This window comes from Arthrobacter sp. D2-10, assembly GCF_054161285.1.
The window spans coordinates 42396-56458 of the sequence record NZ_CP096432.1; the positions used below are offsets into that span (position 1 = coordinate 42396).

The following is a 14063-nucleotide window of genomic DNA, read 5'->3' on the forward strand; positions in this document are numbered from 1 at the left end:
GCTGGTCAATCCAGCCGCTATTGGCTCCGGATTTCGGTGATTGGCAACTTCGTCGAAAGTCAGCTGCCGCTCGACGTCGAGTAACTTTGGCGAGCGTTGCTGACACTTTAGGGGTTCGCGTGGTGTAGGTGTATCACCACAGCGTTGCGCAAAATGACGAGTGGGCAATCGAGATATGTCCAAACAGGTGTTGACGACGGCTGATGGAGGGTGGGCGACTAGAGTGGCCACTGACTACGACGAAGCCCGATCTGACGTCAAGGAGTCTCAGGACTGGTCTTTGTGGCCGTTGCCAGCCGCCAACGCTATGGGGCTGGCCTCTCGAGGCGGAAACGCGGGATCCGTGCAGGATCGTGGAGGTTGCCCCCACGACCCTGCACTCAGCGCCTCTGCGGCTAGTGACCTTGAGAAGCTATGCTTAGCCTCCCATGTCCACCCGATAGATGCTGCTCGAGGACCCGTCCTCGGCGGTGATCGTCACGGTGGCCGTGCGCGTACGCGGGTCCGCCTGAGTGACGCTCACGGTTGCATAGGGATCTGTAGGTACGGCGGACACTGACGGCAGCTTACCCTTCCGGTCCACCGAGTACTCCGTGGTTCCGGCGTCGAAGCCCGCCAGGGCCCCTCCATCCAGCGAGATCGACTCAGCAGCCGACACCGCGGAGGTTCCCGGGGCCTGTGTGAGGACCTGAAGTTCACTCACGGTCATGTGGGTGTTGGGACGCGCGGTCAGGACAACCCGCACAGCGTCGGTTCGCACGCCATCAACCGGAACTTCGGTGACGGGAGCCGGCTGCTGGTTGGGATCGACCGTCACCGACGCGCCGGCATTCACCCACTCCCCTGCCGCATTGAGGGTCTGCACCTGCACGGTCTGGGCGAAGCTCAGGTGTCCGCCGTCGCGGTAGAAGTTCACGACGACTCCGCTCACGGTCTGTGCCGCAGGCAGGGTGGCCGTGAAGGTATCGGAGGCGTTCTTCGTGCCCGATTTCCAGTTGGACCAGGCTTTGTCGCGCAGATCGCCATTTCGCAGGCCGGCTGTGCTGTAGCCCGGCTCGGTGAAGGTGGCAGCGATGGAGGCGCCGTCGTCGTCGGCTGCATTGGCGGCCGAAGGTTCGGTGACCTGCACCCGGACGGTGGCCGGCAGGGTGGTTCCATCACCCACCTGCGCGGTGCCGGTGAGCGTCACGACGCCGGCCTCAGCGAAGGCACCGTCAGGAGCAGCATCCCAGGTAACCGAAATAGACGTCTTTGCACCGCCGGAGGCAACAGCAGTCACCGTCGCGGGCAGCTCAGGAGTTCCACCGGTGAATGTCTTGGCCCTGGCCGGTTCGGTGGAGACCAGTGTGTCCACCGTGACCTCTGCGGTGACCTTGTGAGCATTGCCCAGTGCATCGGTTGCGCTGCCGGCAACCTTCACGGTCCCGGGCTTGGCCCAGCGGTTGCTGTTCGGGACTTCCCAGGTGACGCGAAGCTGTCCCCGCGCTCCGTCGCGGTACTCGGGAACCACAGTTGCCGGCAGCTCAGGTGCAGCACCCGGCAGCGTGAACACCGCGGGGTCCTGAACGCCCAGGACCGTCTCATCGATGACCGTCCAGCGCTGGTTGGCACCGGAGTTCGGGAACCAGGTGGTAGCAGGCGATCCGTCAGCCGTCGCCTGGCCACCGACTTCAAGCAGTCGGCCCGATGCCACGTTGACGAAGGTGTACGTGCCGTCGCCCGTGGTGGATCGGATCCACTGCGCTTCGGGCCCAGGGGCAGCCGCTGCCTCCTGCAGCACCACCGCGGTGTCGACGACGGCCAGCTGCTGCGAGCCGTCGGCGGTGGTGATGGAGAAGCGGGCTCGGTTATCGCGAGCGTCGCTGAGCGGCGTTAGCGTCCACAGCTGACCGGGATTGGCCGGGTCCGTCGTCGCGATCTGCGCTCCGTCACCGGCAGGCGCCAGCGACTTGCCGCTCTGGTAGCCCTGCAGGCGGTAGACGTGTCCCTCCTGAATCAGGGCTGCGTCCTTTGCGACGCCGCTGACGCCGTCGATCAGGAAGGTCGTAACGGACTCGGCGGGAACCTCAAGGGAGACGACGCCGTTTCGGCCGACAGCAACCGGCTCACCTTCCGTGAGCGCATTGTTCACATCGCTGAGCACGGGGGTGACGGTCGCGTTCGGCGAAATCTTGCCGAACCCGGTGAGGTCGAGGTTCACGGTGCGGGCTTCGGTGGTGTCGTTGATGTGAACGACCGTCGCACCGTCGTCGGACACTGCAGCGGTGCTGGAGTTGTCGTTGACCTTGACCAGGCGGTCGCCGGGCTCGATGTAGTGGGTGTAATTGCGGATGGTGTTGTACTTGGTGTTCGTGTAGATGGGGCAGGAGTCGAGGGTGTCCTCGGATGTGCAGTCGAAGGGCAGCTGGATGCTTCCCCAGTTGGCTCCTGCTGCGCTCTCGCCGCCGGGCTTCATGTTGTTGTAGTCCTCGACCGGCTGCCACAGTACCCAGGCGCTGGGTTCGAGCTCGCGCAGGTCGTCGGCGATGCGGCCCGCCATGCCCAGTCCGGAGGCCATTGATTCGAAGTTCTGTCCGTTGCCCCAGGACCCGCCGACCTCGCTCATCCACAGCGGCTTGTCTGCAGCCTTGGCCAGGTCACGGACCGTGGTGCGCTGGCCCGTGCCGTAGGTGTGGACGTTCAGCTGGCTCACGACGTCACGGACGTCCTGCGGGTAGCTGTTCCAGTTGGTGGCGAAGATGCCGGGGTTGGTTTCGTCCATTGCGGAGATCACGGCGTCGGTGTCCGCTTCCGGCAGCTGCGCGGCGAGCGAGCGCAGCACCTTCTGCTGCAGCTCGGGTCCCATGTGGGCGCCCTCCTGCCGTCCGCCGGTCGGCTCGCCGTCCGGACCGAGCTGAGTTCCCCAGTAGGGCGTGTTCGGTTCATTGAACGGATCGAGCGTGTCCACCGAGATGCCGTGGGCATCCTCCAGCCGCTCGACGGCTCCGAGCAGATAGGCATTGAACTCGTCGATGCTCTCGGTCTTCAACTGGTCCGCGCTTGAGTTGAAACCGCCCGAGACGTACCCGCTGACGGTCTGGAACCACGGCGGAGAGTTGCTGAACGCCTCCCAGTGGGTGATGTCGTCCTTGATCCGGTCAACCCACCAGCGCTGAGTCTGGTCAGCGTCGGGGTTCCAGTGATCGGGGTTCTCGGGGTCCCACCAGTCCACGTCCTCGCGCGTGGTACCCTCGGGCGCCTTCCACCAACCCTCGACAGCACCGCCGGCGCGCAGGTAGTCCTGGACGTCGGGAGCGTTGCCGCCGCCGATGTTGTACCGGGCGATGTTGAGGTTCAGCCCCTCCTCGCCGAAGACCATCTCTGCGAGCTTTTCGCGGACCTCGTCAGGGTAGTCGCCGGTGGCGTTGGCGAACCAGACGAGCGAGGTGCCCCAGCCCTGGAACTCCTCTCCGGAGTAGGAAGGGTCGGGGCGTACCGTCACCCCCTCGGGAAGCGGTTCGGCGGTTGAGCCGGGCGGAGCCGCGGCGGCCGGGGTTCCGAAGAGGAACCCGGCGGCCAGGGCCGCGGCGGTGCCTGCACCGGCAACCGCCTTCCACGGCCGGGATGAATGATTCGTCATTGAACTGCTTCCTTCCGAGGGGTGGGGGGTGGAGCTATTTCCTTAGGACAGCGGCCTGCGCAGTACAGCTACTTCGCGCGGGCCGAGTTTCAGGGATCCGGGTTCTCCCCCGCCGGTCAGCGGGGTGCCCCGCACGGCGGAGGCGTCGACGACGCTGTCGGTCCGGTTGATCACGAACGCGAACTCCTCATCGGCTGAGGCACGCAGCACCAGTTCGACGGCGCCGGCCAGGTCCGCGGGCAGCTCCGGTTCGACGCCGGCAGCGGCAGCGAAGCGCTGCAGGACCGGCTGAAGTCCTTCGGGACCGAGCCGGGTGGCGACATAGCCGGCGGACCCCTGGCCGTGAGGACGGCGCGTGACTGCAGCGCCGCCGTCGTAATCCTCAGCCGTGAAGCGGGCCAGAACTTCGACGTCCGCGGACGCCACATCAACGCGGTCCGCCCACAGGGTGCCGGACGATCCAAGATCCAGTCCGACGGCGGTGCCCTCCGGAAGTGGCCCGAACTCCTCTACGCGGATGCCCAACAGTTCGCTGAACGCGCCGGGATAGCCGCCGAGCCAAACGTGGTCGTTCTGGTCGACGACGCCGGAAAAGTAGGTGGTCACGAAGTGCCCGCCGGCCTGGACGTAGGTGGAGATCCTGTCGGCCAGGTCCTTCGGAACCACGTGCAGGACGGGTGCTATCACGAGGGAGTAGTTTTCGAAGCCGCTGCCTACCGGAACCACGTCGGCGCGGATGCCGAGGGCAAGGAACGCGGAGTACCAGTCGAGGGCTTCCTGCCGGTAGCGGAGCCTGTCCGTCGGGTGCGAGTCGAGCTCGCTTGCCCACCATGATTCCCAGTCGAAAAGGATGGCGGCCCGCGCCTGCCTGCGCCCGCTCCCGGAGATGGGGGCGAGGTCGGTGAGTGTGCTGCCCAGGCGTTTGACGGCGTCGTACACGCGGCTGTTCTCGCCGGCGTGCGGGACCATGCCCGAGTGGTACTTTTCCGCGCCGGCCTTGGACTGCCGCCACTGGAAGAAGCAGACGGCGTCGGCACCATGCGCGACGTGCGTGAGTGAGTCGCGCTGCATGGCGCCGGGCTTCTTCGGGGTGTTGATGGGCTGCCAGTTCACAGCGGAGGTCGAGTGCTCCATCAGGAACCAGGGCTTGCCCCCGGCGATGTTGCCGGTGAGGTTGGCCGAGAACGACAGCTCGTCCAGGTCCTGAGGGCCGGGGATGACGTAGTGGTCGTTGGAGACGAAGTCCACCTCGGACGCCCAGTCGGCGTAGTTCATGCCCTTCGTCTCGCCCATCACCATGAAGTTGGTGGTCACCGGAATGTCCGGGGTGAGCTGGGTCAGCAGCTTCCGCTCGGCGACCAGGTAGTCCTTCAGGGCATCCGAGGAGAAGCGCTTGAAATCCAGCTGCTGTGTCGGATTGGGATGGGACGCGGCCTGTCGCGGCGGCAGGATCTGGTTCCAGTCGCTGTAGCGCTGAGCCCAGAAGGCTGTTCCCCACGCGTGGTTCAGCTCATCCAGGGTGCCGTAGCGGGACTGCAGCCAGCCGCGGAAGGCGGCAGCGGCGTCGTCGGAATAGTCATAGATGTTGTGGCAGCCGAGTTCATTGGAGACGTGCCAGGCCGCCAGGGCGGGATGGTTTCCGTAGCGCTCGGCCAGGGTCTTCACGAGCACAAGTGCGTGCTCGCGGAACACCGGAGAGGTAGGGCGCCAGTGCTGGCGAGCCCCCGGCCACAGGGTCTCGCCCGTGCGGGTGACCGGAAGGATCTCCGGATGCGCGGTGGTCAGCCACGGCGGCGGCGATGCGGTCGCGGTAGCAAGATCCACAGCGATGCCGTTGCCGTGCAGGAGATCCATGATCTCGTCGAGCCAGGCGAAGTCCCACTCATTCTGCTTCGGCTGCAGCCGTGCCCAGGAGAAAATGGCGAGCGAAACGATGTTGACGCCCGCCTCGCGCATCAGGCGGACATCTTCATCCCACACTTCACGGGGCCACTGCTCGGGGTTGTAGTCGGCGCCGTAGGCAATGGGCTGGGCGGGGCCGGTGTTGTTGCCGACGACGTTCTCTGGCCAGCGAAGCCAGCGGTGTGCGGAGGGCATGGGTCTCCTAGGTGCGGGAGGAAATGAGGGGAAGGGTGGTGACCGCCGGGCGGGGGTCGCCCGCCCGGCGGAGGTACTGGTGCAGCTTCGTGCTGCGGATCGCCGTTACTCGGCGACGGTGAATCCCTGCTGGCTGCCGTACTCCAGCGAGGAGTCGGCCCAGTCGGTCAATCCGTCCTGCAACGGAGTGTCGGAGACGTAGGCCTGGCCCACCGTGTCGTTGAAGATGCTGTTGGAGTAGACCTGGAAGGGCAGGTAGTTCCAGCCCTCGACCACGTTCGCGGCCGATTCGGCGAAGATCTGGTTGGCCTGCTGGCCGCCGAAGTACTCGAACTCGGTGTTCAGGAACTCTTCGGATTCGAGAGCTTCGGAAGTGGAAGGGAAGGCTCCGCCGTCCACACGGGTCTGGACGCCGTCGTTCACGTTCGCGTACTCAAGGAAGCCGTAGGCGAGCGCTCCTTGTTCCGATGCGGACGGGATGGCCAGGGAGCTGCCGCCGTTCTCTGCGCTGGCATTCTCCCCCGCTTCCCACTGGGGCAGCGGTGCGACAGCCCACTTACCCGCGCCGTCTGCTACGCCCGACTCAAGGTTCGCGGGCATCCAGGCGCCGGTGGCAAGGGTAGCGATAGTGCCGTTGCCGAGGCCCTGGTACCACTCGTCGCTCCAGGAGCTGATCGGAGCGAGCAGTTCCTCGTCGATGAGCTGCTGCCAGGTCTCCGTGAACTTCGTGGAGCCTTCGTCGGTGAAGTCGATGCCGACGTTGGTTCCGTCGACGGTGTAGGGCTTTCCGCCTGCCTGCCAGATGAGGCTTGTGGTGAAGCCGGCGTCACCGGTGTCGTTGGTGATGTAGACGTTCGGGTCTGCTTCGTGGAGCGCGCGGGCGGCCTCGGCGAACTCGTCCCAGGTGGCCGGTACTTCGATGCCGTGCTTGTCGAAGAGTTCCTTGTTGTAGAACAGGGCCATGGGACCGGAATCCATGGGCAGCCCGTAGATACCCTCACCGGCGTGAACCGAGTTCCAGGGACCGGGGGTGAACGTGCCCTCCAGGTCGCCCGCGCCGTACGCGGTCAGGTCGGCGATGGACTCGCTGAGTGCGAACTGCGGCAGCGCGTAGTACTCGATCTGTGCCACGTCGGGGACGCCGTCGCCCGCGGCGATGGCGTTCTGAAGTGCGGTGTACTGATCGTTTCCGGTTCCTGCGTTGACCAGTTCGACGTCGACGTTCGGGTACTCGGCCTCGAAGTCGGTGACTACCTGCTCAAGGGTGGGCTCCCATGCCCAGACCGTGAGGGTGCCGCCTTCCTCAAGGGCTGCCTGGACCTGGTCCTCGCTGACTGGTTCGGCTGAGGTTCCGGAGTTCGAGCCGCCGCCGCAGGCGGCCAGACCGAGGGCGAGGGTGGCAGCCAGGGCTGAACCCGCGAGTGCTTTCGTTCGCATGGTGATCCTTGTTCGTTGGTGATTGGACGGAGAAGTGACGCTGGAGAAAGTTGTTGGGCTACTCTTTGACGCTGCCCGCGGCCAGGCCGGATTGCCAGTAGCGCTGGAGCAGGAGGAAGGCGACGATCAGCGGAAGGATCGTCAGGAGGGAGCCGGTGATGACCAAATTGAAGATCGCCTCACCGCCGGCTGTGGCCGCCTGTGAATTCCAGGCGTTTAGGCCGAGCGTGAGGGGGTACCAGTCGGGGTTCTTGAGCATGATCAGTGGGAGGAAGTAGTTGTTCCAGGTGGCCACCATCGTGAACAGCAACACGGTCACGATTCCCGGTGCCAGCAGCGGCAGGCAGATCTGGAAGAACGTCCGCGCCTCGCCGGCGCCGTCCATGCGGGCGGCTTCCAGCAGTTCGGTCGGGATGGCCTCCGCTGCGAATGTCCACATGAGGTAGAGGCCGAACGGCGAGATCAGGGACGGGATGATGACTGCCCACGGCGTATTCGTCAGGCCCATTTCGCTGAACATCAGGAAGGTGGGCACGGCCAGCGCGGTGCCCGGCACGGCCACCGCCCCAATAACGACGGCGAACACCGCCTTCTTGCCGGGGAAGTCGAACTTTGCAAGGGCATATCCGCCAAGCACTGCCAGGAACGTGGCACCGCCTGCCCCGAGCACCACGTAGAGCACCGTGTTGGCCAGCCAGCGGACGAAGATGCCCCCGTCGTAGCTGAGAGTCTCGGTGATGTTGGTCCAAAGGTCGAAGTCGCTGCCGAACCATAGTCCGAAGGAGTTGAACAGCGACTCCTGCGACTTGGTGGAGTTGATGACCAGCCAGAGCAGCGGCACCAGGCTGTACAGCAGCACGATGCCCATGAGGACGGTGAGCAGGACGCTGCGCCTGGGCTTGTCCGCACTGTGCCTCCGGGTGGAGCGCAGACGGGCGGGTACCTTGGGCCGCTTGACGGGAGTTGCCGCGGGAGAGCGGGTGCCGGCGGTGACAGTCACGGTCAGCCTTCCTTCCGCATGCCGCGGACCTGCACCACGTAGGCGATGGCCATGGTGATCAGGCCCATGATGATCGCGACGGTGGCGGAGTAGTTGTACTGCTGGCCGGAGAAGGACAGCGAGTAGGCGTAAAGGTTCGGGGTGAAGTCGGTGGTGATCGCGTTGGGCGCCAGACCCTGCAGGATGCTCGGCTCGTTGAAAAGCTGGAAACTGCCGATGATGGAGAAGATAGTGGCCACGATGATCGCGCCCCTGATCGCCGGGAGCTTGATGGCCGTGATGACGCGAATCTGGCCGGCACCGTCGAGCTCTGCCGCTTCATACAGCGAGGTGGGGATAATGCGCAGTGCCGAGTAGAAGATCAGCATGTTGTAGCCGATGAACTCCCAGGTGACGATGTTGCCGATGGAGGCGAGGACCAGATCGGGGCTGAGCGGGTTGGGCAGGGAGATTCCGAAGGCATCGTTGAGGTTTCCCACCAGACCGAAGCGGGTGCCGTACATGAAGCCCCACATCAGGGTGGCGACGACGGCCGGCACAGCGTAGGGCAGGAAGATCGAGATGCGGAAGAACGCCTTGCCGTAGAGCCGTCCGCTATCCAGCGCCAGGGCGACCAGCAGAGCGATGAAGAGCATGACCGGCACCTGGACCGCGAGGAAGAGCGAAACGCGGGTGAGGGAAGCCCAGAAAGACGGGTCGCCGAATGCCTGGGCGTAGTTGTCCAGCCCGACGAATGCATTGCCGCCCACCAGCTGATTCCGGAAGAAGCTGAGGAAAATCGAGTAGGCGATAGGTGCCAGGAACACGAGTGCAAAGACGGCCATGAAGGGCCCTATGAACATCCAGCCGGTCCAGCTTTTCGGTGAACGCCGCACGGCGGCTCTATCCGGCCGTGCGACGACGGGCTGCGACGTCATAGTCATGCAGGGAATCCTTCGAGAAACTGTGGATCAGCCAATGTTTACGCAAACATATACGTCTGAAGCGATGCATGTTTACGTAAACATGATTGTTACGATGGTCACATGAGCTTCTCGATGCGTCAACTCCCATGCCAGGGCCCGGCGTCGTGACCACTTCCAATCAGGAACCCACGCTGCAGGGCGCGGCGCCCCCAACGCTGCCGTCCCGCCGGGTGTCGATGGCAGATGTGGCGCGCCTTGCCGGAGTTTCTTCACAGACGGTTTCCCGCGTGACCAACGGGAGCCCCGGCGTCGTTGAAGCCACCCGCTCCCAGGTCATAGCTGCCATGGAGCAGCTCGGCTATCGACCCAACAGCGCGGCCCGCGCGTTGAAGCGCGGCTCGTTCCGGACCATCGGCGTCATCCTGTTCTCGCTGTCGTCGACAGGTAACGTGCGCACGCTGGAAGCCATCGCCTTCGAGGCGGCCCGCGAGGATTTCGCCATCACCCTCATCCCCGTTTCGGCGCCGACACAGGCCGGAGTGCAGGGGGCGTTCTCGCGGCTGAATGAGCTGGCCGTGGACGCTGTCATCGTCATGATGGAGGTCCACCTTCTGGATGCCGCCACCGTTTCCCTGCCGCCCGGGGTGAAAGCCGTCGTGGTCGATTCCGATGCCGGCTCCCAGTACACGGTCGTGGACACAGACCAGGCAGATGGTGCGCGCACCGCCGTCGAGCACTTGCTCGAGCTGGGCCACCGGACGGTGTGGCACGTGGCCGGTCCGACGTCGTCGTACGCCAGTGAACGGCGCGTGACCGCCTGGCGGGAATCCCTGGAGAGGGCTGGGCGGGAAGTGCCGCGCTTACTGCGCGGGGACTGGTCGGCCGAGTCCGGCTATCGCGCCGGCCTGGAGCTGACGAAGGAGCCGGACTGCACCGCCGTATTCACCGCGAACGACCAGATGGCACTCGGCGTGCTGCGCGCCTTCAGGGAGTCAGGCGTCTCGGTGCCGGAGGATGTGAGCATCGTGGGCTTCGACGACATCGCCGAGGCGGGCGCATTCACACCGCCGCTGACCACGGTGCACCAAGACTTCACCGAAGTGGGACGCCGCTGTGTCCAGAAGGTGCTCCAGCAGATCCGGGATGAGACGCCACCACCGGGCACCACTCTCGTTCCGGCGAGGCTCGTGGTTCGCGGAAGCACTGCCCCTCCACGTATCTGAGCAGCAACTTCTGAACCACCAGGCTGGCCCGATGCCGAAATGCAACCTAGCTAGCTCTGTAAGCAGATCTACGCTGTACGACCGAGTGCAATAGCTCCCGTGAAAGCAGCCACAACCAGGCGCTCAAGCGGGCGGGCCAGCTATGAGAGGATGTCAAGGTCGTCGAACGTAACAAGGCTTTCGCCGCCCAATCCCTGGCATATCTTACGCAGTAGCCAGCCCTGAACCCCGCAAAGGTACATACACGGAGGCGCGAGTCGCTAGGGCACCCACTTGGCGCTGCAGAAGCGCGCATCTTTCAAGACCCTGGCTCATGAGCTCAAGCGGTCCGGTGGAGCCGGTCCACGCTCACTGCGGCCTAGGACGCTGAGTCGACTAAAGCTGAGGCAGTCACAGTGCCCCAACTAACCCCGTCTGAATCAGAGACACCAGGTTCGATTGACAAAGTTCGTGAGTAACACAGTCCTGGGTTCACTGATAAGTAGGGGGGTCCGTTCACGATGTCAGCATCTTCAGGAAAAGACGACGCCCCCATCGACGACGAGGGTTTGCCCAGTCATGAAGCTGCTGGCGTCGGAGCATAGATACAGAACGGCCCCCACCAAGTCCGTCGGTTGCATGTTTCGGGGAATGGCACGCTGCCGGGCTGCCACCGCGAAGTACTCCGTACCGTTCAGCACTGTGGACGACTCGTTCTCCACAAGCCCTGGCGCTATAGCATTGACTGTGATTCCGTCTGGCCCGATCTCTTTGGCCAGCGAACGGGTCAGAGCCATGACGGCACCCTTGGAGGCTGTGTAATGAGCGAAGAAGGGCACACCCATATGAACAGTCGAGGAAGCGATGTTGATGACGCGCCCGAATCCGTTGGCCTTCATTGAGGGATAGACTGCACGAGTAGCCAGCCAGACCCCTTTGGTGTTCACGGTCATGACCTTGTCCCACTCCTGCACCGTGATGTCCGTGAACATCTTCTTTGAGCCCAAGCCTTGGTAAATCGCAGCGTTATTGACAAGCGCATCGATCCGCCCAAATCTCTTCGTTACATCCTGGGTAAGGCTTTCCAGAGACGCTTCGTCGGTGACGTCCGTGTGCTGGAACATAACCTCTAGCCCGTCATCCTGCAGCTCTTGTGCGATGGCTTCGCCTTCTGTCGCGATGACGTCCGCCAGCACCACACGGGCACCATTTGAGGCTAGATGACGGCTTAAGGTGGCGCCAATTCCGCGGGCTGCGCCCGTTACGATGACTACCTTGTCCGCCACGACTGGCTCCGCAATCTGCATTTTTCCCACAACTTTCCTTTCAATCAAAGCGCTCTGGTTTTGAGCGTATGTGGCTATAGCGGATGGCTGGACCGCTCTCCGAAAGACTCTCGACGGCGGGATCGAAGCTACTGCCCGTGGTGTTCTAAGGCCTGATCCGGAAGCTGCGCCCCGGGCAACTGACCCTGCGTAGACGCCTCCTGTTACATCGAAGGGAAACCAACGATGGCAACCCTCGAATCCGACACATTGTTTGCCTGTTTGGAATGGTTTCTCGGGTCGTACCATTCGACCTCACCTCGTCATATGGAGGTGAACCCGAATTGAGCTCCCCCGGTTTTGCCCTGTTTTCAAGCCAGCCACTGCGCCGGAACGCGTCGACGCTTAGGTCGCCGGCGAGCAACTAGGCGCCCCTACTATGAACTTGTCCTAACGATCGTTGTCCGCCTGGAGACTTCCGGGGGTACAGTCAAAGCAGGTTGAACCCCAGCTAATCCCTAGAGACACTCGTGTACTAGGTTCCTTGCGGTGGCGGGAATCCGCTTCGAGGCTTCCCTCCAAATTTTAAGCGTCACTCTCGCTTGACGCCGGTACAGGAACGTCGGGTGGATTACGCTCTACCTCCGACTGATGCCTTTGATCGCTTAATTGCGACAGCGGCTGCCGCAGCGGCGCCGACCAGCGCGATGGCTCCGAAGGTGTAAAAGTTTGCTTGGAACTCCCAGCCCATACTCGCGACGTAACCACCGATAAGCGGTCCTGTAATAGCGCCCAAGCGCCCGACGCCCAAAGTCCAACTGAGGGCAGTCGCGGCAGACTGCGGGGGATAGTGAGTCGCGACGAAACCATTCAGGAGGATCTGTGTGCCGTTAGCTCCTAATCCGGCCAGCGCAACGATCGCGAGAAGTAGTCCATAAGGCAGTCCGAAGCTCAACAAAATGATGGATACGCACGCTATGACAAAACAAACGGGCACCACTTTTCTAATCCCAACTTTGTCTGCCACGAATGAGGCTCCGATCGTACCTACCATCGCGCCAATGTTGAGGACGAGGAGGAAGGTCAGAGAAGCACCGAGCTCATATCCGGCAGATCGCATGATCTGGGGCAACCACGTTGTCATGCCATAGACGAGCAACAGGCCGCAGAAACTTGCACATGCAAAAAGTACGGTTGAAGCAATCCATAACTTGCTGAATATGGTGCGAATTGCCAGGGACGTCCGCGGCTTTCCGGCCCCGGTTTTTGTATCCCTAGGCATGTCTTCCAGATGTACATGCTCCATGCCATACTGCTCGGCGACCTGCTTGGCTTCATCGATTCGTCCTCTCGCAGCGAGGAAGATGGCTGACTCGGGAAGATAGCGATAGACCAGAGGAACCAATATGAATAGTGGAAGTGCACCGAAGGCGTAAAGCCAGCGGAAGTCGATGTCGGGGAGCAGCGTGATCGCGAGCACCGAGGCGAGGATGCCGCCCACAAAGTAACCGCTGAACATGATTGCGTTTGTGATCTGCCGACGCGCCGGGGGAGCGAACTCAATGGTCAGCGCCACACATGTTGGCATGACACCACCTAGGCCTAAGCCGGCCAGAAAGCGCATTAGTCCGAACAATTCAGCCGACGGCGCCAATGCGGTGAGCAACATGCAGAGCGAAAACCAGGAGATGCATACCATCATGATCTTCCGGCGTCCGAAGAGGTCCGTCAGTGAGCCAACGATGAGGGTGCCGAATAGCATCCCCAGCAAAGCCAGGCTCCCAATTAGCCCGGCTTGTGCGGCCTCTACCCCCCATGGTGCATAGGCGAGCAGGGAAGGAAGGGTTGCCCCGTAAACCACGAGGTCGTATCCGTCGAAAACAATGGTGGCGAAGCACAGTGCAGTGACAATCAGCCCTGACCTACCTTGGCGGGATGCTCGTTGTCTGGCGTCTGTTTGTGAGCCGGTCTTCATCGTGTTCCTTCCTGGCGGATGATGAAAGTGCTTGTCCGCTAGACGTTAGAGTGATAATCGATACTCTCTGGACTATCTGCTGGAAATTCTTCAGACCCGAACTTTTGCTCTTGATCGTGCAGATTCGGAACCGGCACCGTCATGATTTGGCTACCGGGGGGGGGTGGAGGGTCAGCGCGTACGAGACCAGCCCGGCACGGTGCCCGGATATCCCATCGCTGGACACAGCAGCAATCGCTTCGGCAGCCCTGTCGCTCAACGTGTGGGATGGCCTGTTGCTACAGAGTTTGGCTTCGATTCGAGCTCCGGTCTGGTTCTCCGACATCTGACGAACCGCAGGAGGTGACATCGCCCGCCCCTGCGCTAAGCGACTTCCACCAAGATCCGATTCTTTGGACTACTTGATAGTTCTCGGGCTACCGCAGCTCGGTGTTCTGCCTCCCACTGTCAGGATGGGATTTGAGAACATCATGCACCGTCAACAATGCAGAATTTCTCGCTCTTCTGACGCCAGACCGGCGCCCGCAAGATGCCGGCGCTTCCTGTCCAACGCTGCTCGGTGA

General features: G+C 62.9%; 8 protein-coding genes and 1 pseudogene. 2 read left to right on the forward strand and 7 right to left on the reverse strand.

The genetic code is table 11. The annotated features are described in order from the left end of the window. Positions 1 to 223 precede the first annotated feature (223 nt). A pseudogene (locus tag M1D74_RS17155) lies at positions 224 to 307 on the forward strand (DUF4193 domain-containing protein); the annotation flags it as partial. Positions 308 to 418: 111 nt separating this feature from the next. On the opposite strand, the gene M1D74_RS17160 reads toward M1D74_RS17155, so the two are convergent. From M1D74_RS17160 to M1D74_RS17180, 5 genes are all read right to left on the reverse strand, one after another. Beyond that, positions 419 to 3619: an Ig-like domain-containing protein gene (locus M1D74_RS17160; RefSeq protein ID WP_458117325.1), complete on the reverse strand. Its 3201-nt coding sequence runs from the start codon at positions 3617 to 3619 to the stop codon at positions 419 to 421. A gap of 42 nt (positions 3620 to 3661) precedes the next feature. Then, positions 3662 to 5716: a beta-galactosidase gene (locus M1D74_RS17165; RefSeq protein WP_458117326.1), complete on the reverse strand. Its 2055-nt coding sequence runs from the start codon at positions 5714 to 5716 to the stop codon at positions 3662 to 3664. A 105-nt stretch (positions 5717 to 5821) separates the two neighbouring features. After that, positions 5822 to 7153 (reverse strand): ABC transporter substrate-binding protein, encoded by a 1332-nt coding sequence (locus M1D74_RS17170; RefSeq protein ID WP_458117327.1) that lies wholly within the window; start codon positions 7151 to 7153, stop codon positions 5822 to 5824. Between the two features lie 58 nt (positions 7154 to 7211). Then, entirely contained in the window at positions 7212 to 8153 is a 942-nt protein-coding gene (locus M1D74_RS17175; protein WP_458117328.1) for a carbohydrate ABC transporter permease, read from the reverse strand. A gap of 2 nt (positions 8154 to 8155) precedes the next feature. After that, a complete protein-coding gene (locus M1D74_RS17180; protein ID WP_458117329.1) occupies positions 8156 to 9076 on the reverse strand; it encodes a carbohydrate ABC transporter permease in 921 nt (306 codons plus the stop codon). Between the two features lie 218 nt (positions 9077 to 9294). On the opposite strand from M1D74_RS17180, the gene M1D74_RS17185 reads away from it, so the two are divergent. After that, positions 9295 to 10281 carry a LacI family DNA-binding transcriptional regulator gene (locus M1D74_RS17185; protein WP_458117363.1) on the forward strand — a complete coding sequence of 329 codons (987 nt, stop codon included), beginning with the start codon at positions 9295 to 9297 and terminating at the stop codon, positions 10279 to 10281. Positions 10282 to 10793: 512 nt separating this feature from the next. Here the strand turns inward: M1D74_RS17185 and M1D74_RS17190 are convergent. Together M1D74_RS17190 and M1D74_RS17195 are read right to left on the reverse strand one after the other, a co-directional pair. Continuing rightward, the gene (locus tag M1D74_RS17190) at positions 10794 to 11567 is read right to left on the reverse strand and encodes an SDR family NAD(P)-dependent oxidoreductase (protein ID WP_458117364.1); all 774 of its coding nucleotides are present in this window, start codon (positions 11565 to 11567) and stop codon (positions 10794 to 10796) included. A gap of 589 nt (positions 11568 to 12156) precedes the next feature. Then, the gene (locus M1D74_RS17195) at positions 12157 to 13500 is read right to left on the reverse strand and encodes an MFS transporter (RefSeq protein WP_458117330.1); all 1344 of its coding nucleotides are present in this window, start codon (positions 13498 to 13500) and stop codon (positions 12157 to 12159) included. Positions 13501 to 14063: the final 563 nt, after the last annotated feature.

Coding starts and splice junctions, on each gene's coding strand:
- M1D74_RS17160 (WP_458117325.1), bottom strand. CDS start 3,619: ATGACGAATCATTCATCCCGGCCGTGGAAGGCGGTTGCCGGTGCAGGC.
- M1D74_RS17170 (WP_458117327.1), bottom strand. CDS start 7,153: ATGCGAACGAAAGCACTCGCGGGTTCAGCCCTGGCTGCCACCCTCGCC.
- M1D74_RS17190 (WP_458117364.1), bottom strand. CDS start 11,567: ATGCAGATTGCGGAGCCAGTCGTGGCGGACAAGGTAGTCATCGTAACG.
- M1D74_RS17165 (WP_458117326.1), bottom strand. CDS start 5,716: ATGCCCTCCGCACACCGCTGGCTTCGCTGGCCAGAGAACGTCGTCGGC.
- M1D74_RS17185 (WP_458117363.1), top strand. CDS start 9,295: ATGGCAGATGTGGCGCGCCTTGCCGGAGTTTCTTCACAGACGGTTTCC.
- M1D74_RS17180 (WP_458117329.1), bottom strand. CDS start 9,076: ATGACTATGACGTCGCAGCCCGTCGTCGCACGGCCGGATAGAGCCGCC.
- M1D74_RS17195 (WP_458117330.1), bottom strand. CDS start 13,500: ATGAAGACCGGCTCACAAACAGACGCCAGACAACGAGCATCCCGCCAA.